Origin of the sequence: Cupriavidus oxalaticus, from assembly GCF_016894385.1 — a bacterium.
Classification (GTDB): Bacteria; Pseudomonadota; Gammaproteobacteria; order Burkholderiales; family Burkholderiaceae; genus Cupriavidus; species Cupriavidus oxalaticus.
The window spans coordinates 2,829,706-2,844,504 of sequence record NZ_CP069812.1 but is presented as its reverse complement, the minus strand read 5'-3'; the positions used below and the strand labels follow the sequence as shown (position 1 = coordinate 2,844,504).

General features: G+C 67.1%; 18 protein-coding genes and 1 tRNA gene. 10 read left to right on the top strand and 9 right to left on the bottom strand.

What is annotated here, in order from left to right:
• The first annotated feature begins 15 nt into the window (after window positions 1–15).
• From pal to JTE92_RS25545, 5 genes are all read left to right on the top strand, one after another.
• On the top strand, window positions 16–522 hold the full coding sequence (pal, locus tag JTE92_RS25565; RefSeq protein ID WP_063240487.1) for a peptidoglycan-associated lipoprotein Pal: 507 nt from the start codon (window positions 16–18) through the stop codon (window positions 520–522).
• Window positions 523–540: 18 nt separating this feature from the next.
• On the top strand, window positions 541–1,299 hold the full coding sequence (ybgF, locus tag JTE92_RS25560) for a tol-pal system protein YbgF (protein WP_063240486.1): 759 nt from the start codon (window positions 541–543) through the stop codon (window positions 1,297–1,299).
• Window positions 1,300–1,436: 137 nt separating this feature from the next.
• Window positions 1,437–2,120: a 7-cyano-7-deazaguanine synthase QueC gene (queC, locus tag JTE92_RS25555; protein WP_063240485.1), complete on the top strand. Its 684-nt coding sequence runs from the start codon at window positions 1,437–1,439 to the stop codon at window positions 2,118–2,120.
• Between the two features lie 46 nt (window positions 2,121–2,166).
• Entirely contained in the window at window positions 2,167–3,282 is a 1,116-nt protein-coding gene (locus tag JTE92_RS25550) for a YeeE/YedE family protein (protein WP_063240484.1), read from the top strand.
• A 67-nt stretch (window positions 3,283–3,349) separates the two neighbouring features.
• Window positions 3,350–3,425: transfer RNA gene (locus JTE92_RS25545), tRNA-Lys, on the top strand.
• An 84-nt stretch (window positions 3,426–3,509) separates the two neighbouring features.
• On the opposite strand, the gene JTE92_RS25540 is transcribed toward JTE92_RS25545, so the two are convergent.
• The 3 genes from JTE92_RS25540 to JTE92_RS25530 form a co-directional block, all read right to left on the bottom strand.
• Entirely contained in the window at window positions 3,510–4,022 is a 513-nt protein-coding gene (locus tag JTE92_RS25540; RefSeq protein ID WP_063240483.1) for a DUF3318 domain-containing protein, read from the bottom strand.
• Entirely contained in the window at window positions 4,019–4,399 is a 381-nt protein-coding gene (locus JTE92_RS25535; RefSeq protein ID WP_063240482.1) for a phage holin family protein, read from the bottom strand. Before JTE92_RS25535 ends, JTE92_RS25540 begins: the two co-directional genes overlap by 4 nt.
• Window positions 4,400–4,571: 172 nt before the next feature.
• Window positions 4,572–4,898, bottom strand: a complete 327-nt coding sequence (locus JTE92_RS25530) for an ElaB/YgaM/YqjD family protein (protein WP_306431118.1) — start codon at window positions 4,896–4,898, stop codon at window positions 4,572–4,574.
• Between the two features lie 251 nt (window positions 4,899–5,149).
• Between JTE92_RS25530 and JTE92_RS25525 the strand changes: the two genes are divergently transcribed.
• The gene (locus JTE92_RS25525) at window positions 5,150–5,791 is read left to right on the top strand and encodes a peroxiredoxin (protein WP_063240481.1); all 642 of its coding nucleotides are present in this window, start codon (window positions 5,150–5,152) and stop codon (window positions 5,789–5,791) included.
• Between the two features lie 159 nt (window positions 5,792–5,950).
• Here the strand turns inward: JTE92_RS25525 and JTE92_RS25520 are convergent, their stop codons facing one another.
• Complete coding sequence (locus JTE92_RS25520) at window positions 5,951–7,144, bottom strand: acyl-CoA dehydrogenase (protein WP_063240480.1); 1,194 nt, start codon at window positions 7,142–7,144, stop codon at window positions 5,951–5,953.
• Between the two features lie 224 nt (window positions 7,145–7,368).
• Between JTE92_RS25520 and JTE92_RS25515 the strand changes: the two genes are divergently transcribed.
• Window positions 7,369–8,178, top strand: coding sequence for an IclR family transcriptional regulator (locus tag JTE92_RS25515; protein ID WP_029045474.1), 810 nt, complete (start codon window positions 7,369–7,371; stop codon window positions 8,176–8,178).
• Window positions 8,179–8,257: 79 nt separating this feature from the next.
• On the opposite strand, the gene kynA is transcribed toward JTE92_RS25515, so the two are convergent.
• From kynA to kynB, 3 genes are read right to left on the bottom strand one after another with little or no spacing between them, the layout of a single operon-like run.
• Window positions 8,258–9,142, bottom strand: a complete 885-nt coding sequence (gene kynA, locus JTE92_RS25510) for a tryptophan 2,3-dioxygenase (protein WP_063240478.1) — start codon at window positions 9,140–9,142, stop codon at window positions 8,258–8,260.
• A 14-nt stretch (window positions 9,143–9,156) separates the two neighbouring features.
• Entirely contained in the window at window positions 9,157–10,413 is a 1,257-nt protein-coding gene (gene kynU / locus JTE92_RS25505; protein ID WP_063240477.1) for a kynureninase, read from the bottom strand.
• A 36-nt stretch (window positions 10,414–10,449) separates the two neighbouring features.
• Window positions 10,450–11,100, bottom strand: a complete 651-nt coding sequence (kynB, locus tag JTE92_RS25500) for an arylformamidase (RefSeq protein ID WP_063240476.1) — start codon at window positions 11,098–11,100, stop codon at window positions 10,450–10,452.
• Window positions 11,101–11,247: 147 nt separating this feature from the next.
• Here kynB and JTE92_RS25495 point away from each other — a divergent pair, with 147 nt between their 5' ends.
• Complete coding sequence (locus JTE92_RS25495; protein WP_063240475.1) at window positions 11,248–11,733, top strand: Lrp/AsnC family transcriptional regulator; 486 nt, start codon at window positions 11,248–11,250, stop codon at window positions 11,731–11,733.
• Here the strand turns inward: JTE92_RS25495 and JTE92_RS25490 are convergent.
• Together JTE92_RS25490 and JTE92_RS25485 are read right to left on the bottom strand one after the other, a co-directional pair.
• Window positions 11,730–12,167: a MarR family winged helix-turn-helix transcriptional regulator gene (locus tag JTE92_RS25490; protein ID WP_063240474.1), complete on the bottom strand. Its 438-nt coding sequence runs from the start codon at window positions 12,165–12,167 to the stop codon at window positions 11,730–11,732. The two genes, JTE92_RS25495 and JTE92_RS25490, sit on opposite strands and share 4 nt — an antisense overlap.
• A 16-nt stretch (window positions 12,168–12,183) precedes the next feature.
• A complete protein-coding gene (locus JTE92_RS25485; RefSeq protein ID WP_063240473.1) occupies window positions 12,184–12,744 on the bottom strand; it encodes a flavin reductase family protein in 561 nt (186 codons plus the stop codon).
• Between the two features lie 153 nt (window positions 12,745–12,897).
• On the opposite strand from JTE92_RS25485, the gene JTE92_RS25480 reads away from it, so the two are divergent.
• Window positions 12,898–13,968: a 2,5-dihydroxypyridine 5,6-dioxygenase NicX family protein gene (locus tag JTE92_RS25480; protein ID WP_063240472.1), complete on the top strand. Its 1,071-nt coding sequence runs from the start codon at window positions 12,898–12,900 to the stop codon at window positions 13,966–13,968.
• On the top strand, window positions 13,965–14,783 hold the full coding sequence (locus JTE92_RS25475) for an alpha/beta fold hydrolase (protein WP_063240471.1): 819 nt from the start codon (window positions 13,965–13,967) through the stop codon (window positions 14,781–14,783). The genes JTE92_RS25480 and JTE92_RS25475 overlap by 4 nt, the downstream gene beginning before the upstream one ends.
• Window positions 14,784–14,799: the final 16 nt, after the last annotated feature.

Here is a 14,799-nt window from a genome sequence, read left to right as displayed (position 1 = left end):
CAGGAGTCATTCACCATGCCCCAACTGATGAGCAAAACCCTTGCCGTCGCCGCACTGCTGGCCCTGGGCGCCTGCAGCTCCGGCGTCAAGCTGGACGACACCGCCACTGGCGCCGGCAAGGCCGGCACGGGTGCGGACCCGCGCGCCGTCACGCCGGTGACCGCCGCCGATCCGCTGAACGACCCGAACAGCCCGCTGGCCAAGCGCAGCGTGTACTTCGACTTCGACAGCTACACCGTCAAGTCCGACTACCAGGGCATGCTGACCGAGCACGCCAAGTACCTGGGCAGCAACAAGGGCCGCAAGATCCTGATCCAGGGCAATACCGACGAGCGCGGCACCAGCGAGTACAACCTCGCGCTGGGCCAGAAGCGCGCCGAAGCCGTGCGCCGTTCGCTGGCCTCGATGGGCGTGTCCGACGGCCAGATGGAAGCCGTGAGCCTGGGCAAGGAAAAGCCCAAGGCCACCGGCCACGATGAAGCCTCGTGGGCGGAAAACCGCCGCGCGGACATCAACTACTGATCTGCGGACTGACCCTCCATGAAAGCACGCGTTTCCACCCTGTTGTTGCTTGCCGCCGTCGCCGGCGGCGGCATGCTCCCGCTCGCGCAGGCGCAGGCCGGTGTGTTCGACGATGACGAGGCACGCAAGGCGGTCATCAACCTGCGCGACCAGTTCAATGCGTTCCAGGCGACCGCCACGCAGCGCATCGAGCAGAACAGCCGCACCACGCTCGACATGCAGAACCAGCTCGAGGGCCTGCGCCAGGAAGTGGCGCGGCTGCGCGGCCAGAACGAAGTGCTGCAGAACACGGTGGACACGCTGCAGAAGCAGCAGAAGGACTACTACGCCGACCTCGATGGGCGCCTGAAGAAATTCGAGCCGCAACAGGTCACGGTCGAAGGCCGCGAAGGCGTGGCGCAGCCGGGCGAAAAGCCCGAGTACGATGCCGCGCTCAAGCAGTTCCAGGCGGGCGACTTCAAGAGCGCCGGGAATTCGTTCTCGGCGTTCGTCAAGAAGTACCCGCAGAGCCCGTACCTGCCGCTGGCACAGTACTGGCTCGGCAACTCGCTGTATGCGCAGCGCGACTACAAGGGGTCCACCTTCGTGCTGCAGAACATGGTCAACGCCAACCCGACACACCCCAAGGTGCCGGACGCGATGATCGCCATTGCCAACAACCAGCTCGAGTCCGGCCAGAAGGCGGCCGCGCGCAAGACGCTGGAGCAGGTGGTGGCCAAGTATCCCGGCACCGAAGGCGCGCAGGCGGCGAGCAACCGGCTGAAGACGCTGAAGTAAGCGTCGGCGCCAGCGCGCCGCCCGCTGCTGCAAGGCCCGCCAAGGTTCGCTTCGGCGGGCCTTTTTCGTTTGTCGCGCTAGAATATGCGATTCGCCTGAATGTTCTTGCGCGCCGCCCCCGGTGCGCCCCCCGCACCATGACCAAACGCGCCATCGTCCTGCTTTCCGGCGGACTCGACTCCGCCACCGTACTTGCCATGGCCCGCGCCCAGGGTTTCGAGACCTACGCGCTGTCGATGCGCTATGGCCAGCGCCACTCGTCCGAACTGGAGGCCGCCAAGCGCGTGGCCGCGGCGCTGGGCGCTACCCGCCACGAAATCGTCGGCCTCGACCTGCGCCGCTTCGGCGGTTCGGCGCTGACCGACGACGCGCTGGAAGTGCCCACCGACGGCGCCACCGGCGGCATCCCCGTCACCTACGTGCCGGCGCGCAACACCATCATGCTGTCGCTGGCGCTCGGCTGGGCCGAGGCCGTGGGCGGGCGCGACCTGTTCTTCGGTGCCAATGCGGTGGACTACTCCGGCTACCCCGATTGCCGGCCCGAGTACGTCGCCGCCTACGAAACCCTGGCCAACCTCGCCACCAAGGCGGGCGTCGAGGGCGACCGCTTCCGCGTGCACGCGCCCATCATCGACATGACCAAGGCCGAGATCATCCGCGCCGGCATCGGCCTGGGCGTCGATTACGGCCTGACGGTGTCGTGCTACCAGGCCGACGACGACGGCCGCGCCTGCGGGGTGTGCGACTCGTGCCGCATCCGCCGCGCCGGCTTCGAGGCCGCCGGCGTGCCCGACCCGACCCGCTACCAGGGCGCTGCCTGAACATACCGAACCGAACGCCGCCAGAAGCCGTCCCCCTCCCAACGACATGCCTGAAATCGACCTTGCCGCGCTCTCGCGCACCGTGCTGCTGAGCACGTTCGTCCTGACCTTCCTGTTCGGCGCGGTCCTGCAGCGCACGCACTTCTGCACCATGGGCGCGGTCTCCGACGTGGTCAACATGGGCGACTGGACCCGCGCGCGCATGTGGGGCCTGGCGATCGGGGTGGCCATGATCGGCACCGGCGTGCTGGCCTGGACCGGCGCGGTCGACCCGACCAAGACCATCTACACCGCCAGCAAGCTGGGCTGGCTGTCGGCGCTGGCGGGCGGGCTGATGTTCGGCTTCGGCATGGTGCTGGCATCGGGCTGCGGCAGCAAGACGCTGGTGCGCATCGGCGCAGGCAACCTGAAGTCGCTGGTGGTGTTCGTGTTCCTGGGGCTGTCGGCGTACATGACGCTGCGTGGCCTGTTCGGCGTGGTGCGCGTCAATACCGTCGACGCGGTGGCGCTCACGCTGCCGACCACGCAGGACCTGCCGTCGCTGCTGGCGCAGGGCTCGGGCGTGGCGCGCGGCGCGCTGCAGCTTGGCCTCGGGCTGCTGCTGGGCGGGGTGCTGGTGGTGTGGGCACTGGCGGGCCGCGGCTTCCGCTCGTTCGACAACCTGCTCGGCGGCATCGGCGTCGGGCTGATCATCGTGGCGATGTGGTACGTGTCGGGCCACCTGGGCTACGTTGCCGAGGATCCGAATACGCTCGAAGAATTGTTTGTGTCGACCAACTCCGGCCGCATGGAAAGCCTGAGCTTCGTCGCGCCTTACGCCTATACGCTCGACTGGCTGATGCTGTTCAGCGACAAGAGCAAGGTGCTGACCATCGGCATCGTCAGCGTGTTCGGCGTGATCGCCGGCGCGGCGGTCTATGCGCTGGCCACGCGCACGTTCCGCTGGGAAGGTTTCGGCAATGCCGAGGACGTGGCCAACCATATGGTCGGCGGCATCCTGATGGGCGCGGGCGGCGTGACCGCGCTGGGCTGCACGGTGGGGCAGGGGCTGTCGGGCGTCTCGACGCTGGCGATCGGGTCGTTTATCGCGCTGGCCGGCATCCTGCTGGGCGCGGTGCTGGCGTTCCGCTACCAGATGTGGCGGCTGGAACGTATGGTGTGAACACCGCACGCGGCGAACCCTTGACACGCCGAGAAGTGTGTCACTATAATCGCGGTTCTGTTTTTTCGGGTCGTTAGCTCAGTCGGTAGAGCAGCGGACTTTTAATCCGTTGGTCGCGTGTTCGAGTCACGCACGACCCACCAGCATTCGAAGTACACAAAGGCCTGCGCATTGCGCAGGCCTTTGTCGTTTACCTCCCGTTCGGAAAACAGCCTCTATCCCGAGGCTCAGGGGACGAGCGGGTCGCGGAAGCCGGTGTCGGCCGGAGCCGCGCCCGGTGCCGGGGAAGCCGTGGTGTCCGGCGCGGTGGCAGGCGGAATTGCCTGCCGTCTGGCATCGCGCCAGGTGTTGTAGACCCAGTATGCCGCGCCAGCCGCCAGGCCGACCTTGGACAGCTTCCAGGTCCAGCGCAGCACCGGCGTGCGCCGGAGCAGCGGCAGCGCCAGCGTCACCGCGGTGCTCAGCAGCGGGTAGTCCTTGGTCACGCCCGCCACCTTCATCCACGAGCCGGGCCGCGCGATGCGCGGCAGCCAGCTGGCGATGTTGCCCAGCCGGCGCGCGCCGCCGCGTACCTGGTGCAGCGCCTGCACGCAGTCGTGGCGTTCCAGCGCCGCGCGCGTGAGCAGCAGCTCCTTGCGCACCTCGAGTGGCAAACGGACTTCCTGCGTGAAGCGGACAGGCCGGGCATGCTCGCGGCGGTTGCGCTCCTTGGCGCCTTCGTCGGGTTCCAGGGTGGTCATCGGCGCAGGATCTCCCGGTCTTTGTCGATTTCGGCGAGCGTGGCCTCGAACATCGGCGGGGCGTTGCGCACCAGGTTGCGCGCGTACGCCAGGCAGCCGGCGCACAGCAGCAGGTAGATGAGCACCAGCACGCCCAGCGCCTGCCAGCCGTAGCTGTTCCAGAACAGGATGGCGACGAGCGCGGTAAAGGTGACCAGCGCGATGCCGAAGAACACCAGCCCGAAGCAGGCCAGCAGCGCGACCTTCATCAGGCGCGTGCGTTCCTCGGCGAATTCGACGCTGGCAAGTTCCAGTCGGGTCTGGACCATGGCAACCACCGAGTTGAGGAGGTTGCGCACGGATTCCAGCAATTTGGGAGAGGGGGTGGGTTCGCTCATGGATTCGCTCGGCGGCTCCGGCGTGAAAGCGGCACGCCGGCCTGGCCGGGCGTGCCTTTCTGCGGACGGGGCCGGGCGCCGCTGTGCGGGCCCCCGGGCCTCTGGCAACCCGCGCCTCGCCCGGGTTGCCGCTCGGGTGCGGCAACTGGCGCCGCACCGGGACTTCAGCCGCTTACTTGCGGTTCAGCAGCAGACCGACCAGCAGACCCACGCCGGCCGCCACGCCCACGGCGCGCCACGGGTGGTCGTGCACGTAGTCGTCGGTGGCGCGAGCGGCTGCCTTGCTCTTGGTCACGACGGCATCCTGCAGGTCCTGGGCTTTTTCTTTGGCTTGCTTGAGCAGACCCATGCCGCGCTCGCGCAGTTCGGCGGCTTTTTCGCCGGTGGTCGAAGCGGCTTGCTTCAGCAGCTCCTCGGCGTCGGACAGTACGGTCTTGACATCGCTCATCAGTTTCTCCTGGTTGCGGGCGGTTGGTTCGGTTTGTGCGGATTCTGACATTTTCTACGCTCCGAGGCTAACGGCATTGTCTGTCTGATACTTAGCATATGTGGCGGGCGACGGTGGTTTCAAGGCCACGCGCCTCAGCGCCGGTATCGGCGAGGCCATTGCCAGCATGCCCGAAAGCGCGCGAAAAGACTGTCAGAAAATGTCTATATGACGACGAGTGATTTTGTAGTGACTTTATATTCGTTTGGGTTGGATATCAATCGGGATACTCTGGTTCCACTTCGAAATCAGGAGATCTGAACATGGCATTGCGTCTCGGCGATATCGCCCCGGACTTCGAGCAGGATTCGAGCGAGGGCCGCATCCGCTTCCACGAGTGGCTCGGCGACGGCTGGGGCGTGCTGTTCTCGCACCCCGCCGACTACACACCGGTGTGCACCACCGAACTGGGCCTCACGGCCAAGCTGAAGGACGAGTTCGCGCGCCGCGGCGTCAAGGCGATCGCGCTGTCGGTCGATGGCGTGGAATCGCACCACGGCTGGATCCGCGACATCAACGAGACCCAGTCGACCACGGTCAATTTCCCGATCCTTGCCGACGGCGACCGCAGGGTTTCGCAGCTGTACGACATGATCCATCCGAACGCCAGCGAGACCCTGACGGTGCGCTCGCTGTTCATCATCGACCCGAAGAAGAAGGTGCGCCTGATCATCACCTACCCGGCCAGCACGGGGCGCAACTTCAACGAGATCCTGCGCGTCATCGACTCGCTGCAGCTGACCGACAGCCATAGCGTGGCCACGCCCGGCAACTGGCAGGATGGCGACGACGTGGTGATCGTGCCCTCGCTGAAGGACGAGGCTGTCATCCGCGAAAAATTCCCGAAGGGCTATACGGCCGTGCGGCCATACCTGCGGCTGACGCCGCAACCCGGCAAGGCATGACGATCAAACGGACGCGGCCCCGCATGTTGCGGGGCCGGCGTCCAGAACAGGTGTTTTATCGACGGGGGCAGCCTCGTCGTCTCCTTGGTAGTGTGCTTGGCCCGGCTTTGCAGCCGGGCCTTTTTCCGTCCTGTTCGTAAAGCGCTGGTTACGGAGGCTTCAGAAGAATGCCTGGAGGCCGGTCTGGGCGCGGCCCAGGATCAGCGCGTGGATGTCGTGCGTGCCTTCGTAGGTGTTGACCACTTCCAGGTTCACCACGTGGCGGATCACGCCGAACTCGTCCGAGATGCCATTGCCGCCCAGCATGTCGCGCGCCACGCGGGCGATGTCCAGCGACTTGCCGCACGAGTTGCGCTTCATGATCGAGGTGATTTCCACCGCGGCGGTGCCCTCGTCCTTCATGCGGCCCAGGCGCAGGCAGCCCTGCAGGCCCAGCGTGATCTCGGTCTGCATGTCGGCCAGCTTCTTCTGCACCAGTTGCGTCTGGGCCAGCGGGCGGCCGAACTGCTTGCGGTCCAGCGTGTACTGGCGTGCGGTATGCCAGCAGAATTCGGCGGCGCCCAGCGCGCCCCAGGCGATGCCGTAGCGGGCCGAGTTCAGGCAGGTGAACGGACCCTTCAGGCCCTTCACGCCCGGCATGATGTTCTCTTCCGGCACGAACACCTGGTCCAGCACGATCTCGCCGGTGATCGAGGTGCGCAGGCCGACCTTGCCGTGGATGGCCGGTGCCGACAGGCCCTTCCAGCCCTTTTCCAGGATAAAGCCGCGGATGTCTTCCTTGCCGTCTTCGCCTTGCAGCTTGGCCCAGACCACGAACACGTCGGCGATCGGCGAGTTGGTGATCCACATCTTGGCGCCGGTCAGCTCATAGCCGCCGTCGACCTTCTTGGCGCGGGTGACCATCGAGCCCGGGTCGGAGCCGTGGTTCGGCTCGGTCAGGCCAAAGCAGCCGATCCACTCGCCGGTGGCCAGCTTGGGCAGGTACTTCTGCTTCTGCGCTTCGGTGCCGAATTCATAGATCGGCACCATCACCAGCGACGACTGCACGCTCATCATCGAGCGGTAGCCCGAATCGACGCGCTCGACTTCACGGGCGATCAGGCCATAGCTGACGTAGTTTAGGCCGGGGCCGCCGTATTGCTCGGGGATGGTCGGGCCGAGCAGGCCCAGTTCGCCCATCTCGCGGAAGATCTCGACGTCGGTCTTCTCGTTGCGGAACGACTGCAGCACGCGCGGCATCAGCTTGTCCTGGCAGTACGCCGCGGAGGCATCACGCACGGCGCGTTCGTCGGCGGTCAGTTGCTGGTCGAGCAGCAGGGGATCGGCCCAGTGGAATTCGGCGTTGGCAGCCATGCAGGTCTCCTTCGGTGGCGCGGTGGAAGCGGGGCGACTGGCGCGGATGCTTCCGGAGTATCGGGTTCGGTGGATCTTGCGGAGGATTTTTCGGTTCCGCATTGCGGAACTGTGTTCCGTTGAATTAGTATATCGCAATGGGTTTGCCGTGCAACAGGCAAAACCCCAAGCCACCGATGCCTTGTGCGATGAGCGGACAACCGCCGATCAGAGAGGAGCACATCTTGAACAGTCCGTCACTTTCGAACGACGCACCGACGCCAGACACGCCGGTGCGGGAGAGCGATCCCAATTTCGTCACCGCGCTGGCGCGCGGGCTGGAGCTGCTGCGCTGTTTCCGTACCGGCGAGGCGATGCTTGGCAACCAGGATTTCGTGCGCCGCACCGGGTTTCCCAAAGCCACGGTCAGCCGGCTGGCCGGCACGCTGGTGCAGTTGGGTTACCTGCGCTACGACGACAGCCTGGGCAAGTACGCGCTCGATGCCGGGGTGCTGGCGCTGGGGTATGCGTATCTGTCGGCGTCCGACGTGGTGGCGCTGGCGCGGCCGCATATGCTGGCGTTTGCGCAGTCGTACGGCGTGTCGGTGTCGCTTGGCAAGCGTGAGCGGATGGAGGTGATCTACCTCGAATCGATCCGCAACGACGCCGGCGTGATGCTGGGGCTGGGGGTGGGCTCGCGGCTGTCGCTGGTGTCCAGTTCGATGGGACGGGCATATCTGGCGGCGCTGCCGCCGGCGCGGCGGGATCGGGTGCTGGCCGAGTTCAGCCAGGCGTTTCCCGAGCAGTGGAAGCAGCAGGAAGGACCGACGCGGGTGGCGTTGGCCGATGCGCAGCAGCGCGGGTATGCGTCGTCATTCCGGGATTGGCATCCGGCGATTCATGCCTGCGCGGTGGCGTTTCGGCCCGTCGGGGAGAAGGATCTGCATATGCTGAGTTGCAGCGCTTCATATGGGGCCGTGGAGGAAGAGGTGTTCCACCGGACGCTGGCGCCGGCGCTGGTGGCGCTGGCTGGCAGGTTGTCGGACGGGGTTTAGTTGGCTTCTGCCGGGCGTCTCAGGGCCTGTCATCGGGTAGATGACAGGCCCGCAATCCCCGGAACGCGAGGACCAGGGATCAAAGATCCGTCCTCAACCTCCACAGCTCCGGAAACAACACCACATCCAGCATCTTCCGCAAATAGCTGACGCCCTCGGTGCCGCCCGTGCCACGCTTGAACCCGATCACGCGTTCAACCGTCGTCACATGCCGGAACCGCCATTGCCGGAACGAATCCTCCAGGTCGACGAACTTTTCGCCAAGTTCATACAGTTCCCAGTGGGCGGAAGGATTGCGATAGACCTCCAGCCAGGCCGCCTCAACCGAAGCGTTGTAGCCGGCAGGCTGCGTCCAGTCGCGCTCGACGCATTCCGCATCGATCGCAAACCCGCGCCGCGCCATCAGGCGGATGGCTTCGTCATAAAGAGAGGGCGTCTTCAACGCCATCTCCACCAGCGCCAGATGCTCGGCCCGATGCGCATGCGGCTTCAGCATGGCCGCATTCTTGTTGCCGAGGATGAATTCGATTTCCCGATACTGGTACGACTGGAAGCCGGACGACATCCCCAGGTAAGGCCGCATCGCCGAATACTCCGGCGGCGTCATCGTCGCCAGCACGTTCCACGCCTGCACCAGCTGGTCCATGATGCGCGACACGCGTGTCAGCATCTTGAATGCCGGCGGCAGGCTGTCGGCCTTGACCGATTCGCGCGCGGCGCGCAGCTCGTGCAGCATCAGCTTCATCCACAGCTCGGTGGTCTGGTGCTGCACGATAAACAGCATTTCGTTGTGATCCGGCGACAGCGGGTGCTGCGCGCTCAGGATCTGGTCCAGGCCGAGATAGTCGCCATAGCTCATGTCCCTGGCAAAATCCATCTGCGCGCCATGCCAGTCATCGCCCTGCGCTGCCGTTTGCGATACGCTCGCCGCGCCCGAGAAGGGGCATCCCTTGATTTCACTCATGATGCAACTCCCGATCAGGTCACCTGGCCGCGCACCTGGAAGCGCGCATCGCGATACGCGCCGCTGTCCAGCACATCGCGCAGGATTTCCACCGCATCCCAGACTTCGGTGAAGCTGGTGTACAGCGGCGTGAAGCCGAAGCGCGCGATGCGCGGCTCGCGGTAGTCGCCGATGACGCCGCGCTCGATCAGCGCCTGCACCACGGCATAGCCTTCCGGATGTTCCCAGCTCACCTGGCTGCCGCGGCGCGCGTGCTCGCGCGGCGTGACCAGCGTCAGCGGATGGTGGCCGCAGCGCGCTTCCACCAGTTCAATAAAGAGGTCGGTCAGGAGCAGCGACTTGGCGCGTAGCACTTGCATGCTGGTCTGGGCATAGATGTCCAGCCCGCACTCGACCATCGCCAGCGACGTGACCGGCTGCGTGCCGCACAGGAAGCGGCGCACGCCTTCGACCGGTCGGTACTGCGGTTCCATCGCGAACGGTGCGGCGTGGCCCCACCAGCCCGACAGCGGCTGCCAGAACGCATCGCGCAGCGCCGGCGCGACCCACACGAACGCGGGCGAGCCCGGGCCGCCGTTCAGGTACTTGTAGGTGCAGCCGATGGCGTAGTCGGCGCCGGACGCCTTCAGGTTGACCGGCACGGCGCCCGCGGAGTGGCACAGGTCCCACACGGTCAGCGCGCCGCGCGCATGGGCCAGTTCGGTCAGCGCGGCCATGTCGAGCATCTCGCCGCTCTGGTAGTTGACGTGCGTCAGCATCAGCACCGCGGTATCGGCGCCGACGGCGGCGTCGATCTCGGCCGGCGAGTTGACGAGACGCAGCGAGTAGCCCTGCTGCAGCAGGTCGGCCAGGCCCTGGGCGATATAGAGGTCGGTCGGGAAGTTGCTGGCCTCGGACACGATCACCTTGCGCGCCGGATCGCGCGTCTGCTGCACGCGCAGCGCGGCGGCCAGCACCTTGAACAGGTTGATCGAGGTGGTGTCGGTCACCACCACTTCATTCTCGCCGGCGCCGACCAGCGGCGCGAGCTTGTTACCCAGCCGCTGCGGCAGTTCGAACCAGCCGGCGGTGTTCCAGCTGCGGATCAGGCCATCGCCCCATTCCTCGGCCACCACCTGGGCGGCACGCGCGGCGGCGGCGCGCGGGCGGGCGCCGAGCGAGTTGCCATCGAGGTAGATCACGCCCTCGGGCAGGGCGAATTGCTCGCGCAGGGGGCGCAGCGGGTCTTGCTGGTCGAGCTGCAGACAGTGCTCGCGGTCAATGGTCGTCATGTCTTGATGGTGGGTATGTGTGAAGTTTTGAAGCGTTCAGTCCAGGCTGCGCAGCACGGCGCGCACCGGGCTGGCATCGAGCCCGGCAAAGCGCAGCGGCAGCGCGATCAGCTCATAGTCGCCTTCGGCGACGTCATCCAGCACGATGCCTTCCAGGATCGCCAGCCCATGCCGGCGCACGGCGTTGTGCGCGTCCATGGTCTTGGATGCCTGCGGATCGAGCGAAGGCGTGTCGATGCCGACCAGTTGCACGCCATGCGAAGCGAGCAGCGCGATGGTGTCGGCGGCGACGGCACAGAAAGCAGGGTCCCACTGCGCCAGCGGCGCCTGACGGTAGGTGCGCAGCAGCACGCGCGGCGGCAGGTCCTGCAGGGCATGTTCGACATGGCGCGGCTCCACCACCGGCGCTGCGCCGATGCAGTGGATCACCCGGCAGATGCCGAGGTACGGCGCCAGCGGCACGTCGCCGATCGGCGCGCCATCGGCGGCATAGTGCAGCGGCGCGTCGGCGTGGGCGCCGGTGTGCGGCGACAGCGTGATGCGGCCGACATTGACCGGGCAGTGTTCGTCCATCTGCCAGGCGGGGGCCTGCTGGAAGGGGGTGTCGCCGGGCCACACCGGGGTGGCCGGGGATAGCGGCGGGCTGATGTCCCACAGCCGGCGCGGGTCTTGTCTGGGGGCGGTCATGTCATGGGGCGGCGGTGCCGTCGTTGTCTGCCTCGATGTCGGCATATTAGACAAATTTGCCGGGAAGAGGCTTGCGAAATGAGCGGTCATGCACGCCATCTTTCGCATAAAATTCGAAGATCTAAAAAAACATCGCAGGAAATTCGAATGACCCTCGATCCTATCGATTTGCGCATCCTTACCTGCCTGCAGGAGAACGGCCGCATCAGCAACCAGGACCTGGCCGATCGGGTGGCGCTGTCGCCTTCGGCATGCCTGCGCCGCGTGCGGCTGCTGGAAGAGTCGGGGGTGATCGGCGGCTACCGCGCCTGGTTCGATGCCGAGCAACTCGGGCTTGAGTTGGAGGCCATTGTGCAGGTGTCGATGCGCCATGACGTGGAGGGCTGGCACGACACCTTTATCGCCGCGGTGCAGTCGTGGCCCGAGGTGCTGTCGGCATACATCATCACCGGCGACAGCAACTACATTTTGCGCGTGCAGGCGCGCAACCTGAAGCACTACTCGGACTTCATCGTGAACCGGCTGTACCGCACCAAGGGCGTGATGGATATCCGCTCGAACATCGTGCTGCAGCGGATCAAGACCGACAGCTCGCCGCTGGCGATCCTGAAGGCGGGCGGGGAAGGCGCCTAGCGCTGCGTGTGCAGCGCGATCAGCTGCCGCAGCGTTTCCTTGAGCTGCGCCCCCTGCTCGGGCCCGAAATCGTTCAGCACCGCGCGCTCATGCTGCGCGGCGCGTTCCAGCAGCGGCCGGGCCAGCGCCAGCCCGTGCGGCGTGATCGAGATCAGCGCATGGCGGCGGTCGGTGGTGCCGGCGGTGCGCCTGACCAGCCCCTCGGCGGCCATGCGGTCGACCAGCTTGGTCAGCGTGGGCTGCTTGGTCAGCGTGATTTCGGCCAGCGCGCCGATGGTGCAGTCATCGCGGTCGGCCAGCGTTGCCAGCACGCGCCATTCCGGCACGGACAGGCCGCGGGCCTCGACCTCGCGGTGGAATTCGCCGGAAATCAGGTGGCTGGCCCGGGCCAGCAGGTAGGCCAGGTAGCCGTCGACGAAAGGCTGGTCCGCCATGATGGGCCGCGCGCGCTCAGGGCTCGAGCGGACTGGTGGTGGAAAACTGCCCGCCCTGGAACACCAGCGGGCCGTCCGGGCCTTCGAGCACGCCGCAGCGCTCCACCTCGCCGACGAAGATCACATGGTCGCCCTCGTCGTAGCGGCTGCGGTTATGGCATTCGAACCAGGCCAGCGCATTGGCCAGGATCGGCAGGCCGGTGGCCGACAGCCGGTAGTCGACGCCTGCGAAACGGTCGCCCTTCAGTGTGGCGAAGCGCTGGCACAGGTCCAGTTGCGACGACGACAGCACATTGATGATGTAGTGGGTGCCGTCGCGGAACATCGGCAGGCTGTTGGCGCGCGTGGCCATGCTCCACAGCACCAGCGGCGGGTCCAGCGACACCGAGTTGAACGAGCTGGCGGTGATGCCGATGAACGGCGGCGCGCCGGCCGCGACCGATTCGGCGCTGGCGCGCGTGGTGATCACCGTCACGCCAGTCGCGAACTGCGACAGCGTGCGGCGGAAATGCTGCGCATCGAAGTCCGGTGCGGCGGCGGCGTTGGCGATCCGTGGCTGGGCCTCAGGCATGCCCATGGGGGCTCCACTGGAGTTCATGAAATTTCATATATATTATTCGCGCCAGGGACTTCAACCAAGTCCGCTGACACGCCGCCCTGCAGCGGGTGTCGGTCGAGGCGCAAAAACAGTGCGGCGCATGCCGCCACGATAACAGGCAGGAGACAAGACATGCTCATCGAGCAGATCGAACACCGCTGGCTGGCGGCGTTCCGGCGCACCCTGGAACTCTGTGCCCTGCAGGGCGCGGAAGTCGTTGGAATTGTAACGGAGTCGCAATCCCGCCCTGTCAACGTGGCCTTGGCCGAACTGGCGGTGCAGTCGCTGGGCGCCACGCCGGTGCGGATCCAGGTGCCGACGCCGGCACTCAGCGCGCCGGCGCCGGTACGCTCGACCGGCGCCAGCGATGCCCTGCAACACCTCGCCCCGGTCGTGGCCGCGCTGTCCCGCTGCCACCTGGTGCTCGACTGCACCGTCGAAGGCCTGCTGCATGCGCCCGAGCTGCCGCTGATCCTGCGCGGCGCCGACGGCGTGGTGCCGCGCATGCTGATGGTCAGCAACGAACACCCGGAGATCCTGGAGCGCTGCCAGCCCGACCCGGCGCTGGAAGGCACCGTGCGCGCCGCGATGAAGCGCCTGCGCGGCGCGCAGGCAATGCGCGTGCATTCCGCCGCCGGCACCGAGCTGCGCATCGGCCTGGCCGACGCCCGCGTGGGCGGCGTCTGGGGCTTCTGCAGCAAGCCGGGGCAGGTCTCGCACTGGCCGGGCGGCCTGTGCCTGGCGTTCCCGGCCAGCCGCCAGGTCAACGGCACGCTGGTGCTGGCGCCGGGCGACGTCAACCTGACCTTCAAGACCTACCTGCGCGACACCGTGGTCTGCCATATCGAGGACGACTACATCGTCGGCGTCGAAGGGCAGGGCGTCGACGCCGACATGATGCGCGGCTACTACCAGGCCTGGGCCGACCGCGAGGGCACGCGCGACGCGTATGCGGTCTCGCACGTCGGCTGGGGCCTGAACCGGACGGCGCGCTGGGATGCGCTGACGTTCTACGACAAGCGCGACTGCAACGGCACCGAGCTGCGCGCGTTCGGCGGCAACTTCCTGTTCTCCACCGGCGCCAACGAGGTGGCGGGCCGCCATACGCTGGGCCATTTCGACCTGCCGCTGCGCAACTGCACGGTCTCGCTCGATGGCCGCAATGAAGTCGAGGCAGGCCAGCTGGTGGAGGTGTCGGCATGAGCGCCCCGGTCCTCCGCAAGCACGGCAACGGTATCGCCACGCTGGAATGGGGCGAGGGCCCGGTCGCGGTCGTGATGCTGCACGGCATCGGCGGCGGCAAGGCCGCGTGGCCGGCGCAGGGCGAAGCGCTGGCGCAGGCCGGCTACCGCGCGCTGGCGTGGGACATGCCCGGCTATGGCGACAGCGCCATGATCGATCCCTATGACTTCGACGGCCTGGCCCGCGCGCTGGCGCCGCTGCTGCAGGCCGAGCGCGAGGCCGGCCGGCGCGTGGTGCTGCTCGGCCACAGCATGGGCGGCATGGTGGCGCAGCAGGCGTATGCCGCCACGCCGGCGCTGGTCGACGGCATGGTGCTGTCCGGCACCTCGCCCGCGTTCGGCAAGGGCGACGGGCCGTGGCAGCGCGAGTTCGTCGCCGCGCGCACCGCGCCGCTGGACGCCGGCAAGAGCATGGCCGAGATGGCGGCGGGGCTGGTGCGCACGATGGTGGCGCCGGACGCCGAGGCGCCCGCGGTGGCCTTCGCCACGAGCGTGATGGCTGCCGTGCCCGCGCCCGCCTACCGCGCCGCGCTGGGCGCGCTGGTGCGCTTCAACCAGCGCGACGCGCTGCCGCACATCGCCGTGCCGGTGCTGGCGCTGGCCGGCCAGCACGACACCAACGCCTCGCCCGAGGTGATGCAGCGCATGGCGCAGCGCATCCCCGGCGCCGAATACCACTGCCTGCCCGATGTCGGCCACCTGGCCTGCATGGAGCGGCCCGCGGCCTTCAACGCGCCCGTGCTCGCTTTCCTGCAACGGCATTTCCCGGTGCGCTGACGCGCGCCGGTCCCGC

What these genes read in the sequence shown, in the direction of transcription:
- pal (WP_063240487.1), top strand. Translation starts at nt 16, where the DNA reads ATGCCCCAACTGATGAGCAAAACCCTTGCCGTCGCCGCACTGCTGGCC.
- ybgF (WP_063240486.1), top strand. Translation starts at nt 541, where the DNA reads ATGAAAGCACGCGTTTCCACCCTGTTGTTGCTTGCCGCCGTCGCCGGC.
- queC (WP_063240485.1), top strand. Translation starts at nt 1,437, where the DNA reads ATGACCAAACGCGCCATCGTCCTGCTTTCCGGCGGACTCGACTCCGCC.
- JTE92_RS25550 (WP_063240484.1), top strand. Translation starts at nt 2,167, where the DNA reads ATGCCTGAAATCGACCTTGCCGCGCTCTCGCGCACCGTGCTGCTGAGC.
- JTE92_RS25540 (WP_063240483.1), bottom strand. Translation starts at nt 4,022, where the DNA reads ATGACCACCCTGGAACCCGACGAAGGCGCCAAGGAGCGCAACCGCCGC.
- JTE92_RS25535 (WP_063240482.1), bottom strand. Translation starts at nt 4,399, where the DNA reads ATGAGCGAACCCACCCCCTCTCCCAAATTGCTGGAATCCGTGCGCAAC.
- JTE92_RS25530 (WP_306431118.1), bottom strand. Translation starts at nt 4,898, where the DNA reads ATGTCAGAATCCGCACAAACCGAACCAACCGCCCGCAACCAGGAGAAA.
- JTE92_RS25525 (WP_063240481.1), top strand. Translation starts at nt 5,150, where the DNA reads ATGGCATTGCGTCTCGGCGATATCGCCCCGGACTTCGAGCAGGATTCG.
- JTE92_RS25520 (WP_063240480.1), bottom strand. Translation starts at nt 7,144, where the DNA reads ATGGCTGCCAACGCCGAATTCCACTGGGCCGATCCCCTGCTGCTCGAC.
- kynA (WP_063240478.1), bottom strand. Translation starts at nt 9,142, where the DNA reads ATGAGTGAAATCAAGGGATGCCCCTTCTCGGGCGCGGCGAGCGTATCG.
- kynU (WP_063240477.1), bottom strand. Translation starts at nt 10,413, where the DNA reads ATGACGACCATTGACCGCGAGCACTGTCTGCAGCTCGACCAGCAAGAC.
- kynB (WP_063240476.1), bottom strand. Translation starts at nt 11,100, where the DNA reads ATGACCGCCCCCAGACAAGACCCGCGCCGGCTGTGGGACATCAGCCCG.
- JTE92_RS25495 (WP_063240475.1), top strand. Translation starts at nt 11,248, where the DNA reads ATGACCCTCGATCCTATCGATTTGCGCATCCTTACCTGCCTGCAGGAG.
- JTE92_RS25490 (WP_063240474.1), bottom strand. Translation starts at nt 12,167, where the DNA reads ATGGCGGACCAGCCTTTCGTCGACGGCTACCTGGCCTACCTGCTGGCC.
- JTE92_RS25485 (WP_063240473.1), bottom strand. Translation starts at nt 12,744, where the DNA reads ATGGGCATGCCTGAGGCCCAGCCACGGATCGCCAACGCCGCCGCCGCA.
- JTE92_RS25480 (WP_063240472.1), top strand. Translation starts at nt 12,898, where the DNA reads ATGCTCATCGAGCAGATCGAACACCGCTGGCTGGCGGCGTTCCGGCGC.
- JTE92_RS25475 (WP_063240471.1), top strand. Translation starts at nt 13,965, where the DNA reads ATGAGCGCCCCGGTCCTCCGCAAGCACGGCAACGGTATCGCCACGCTG.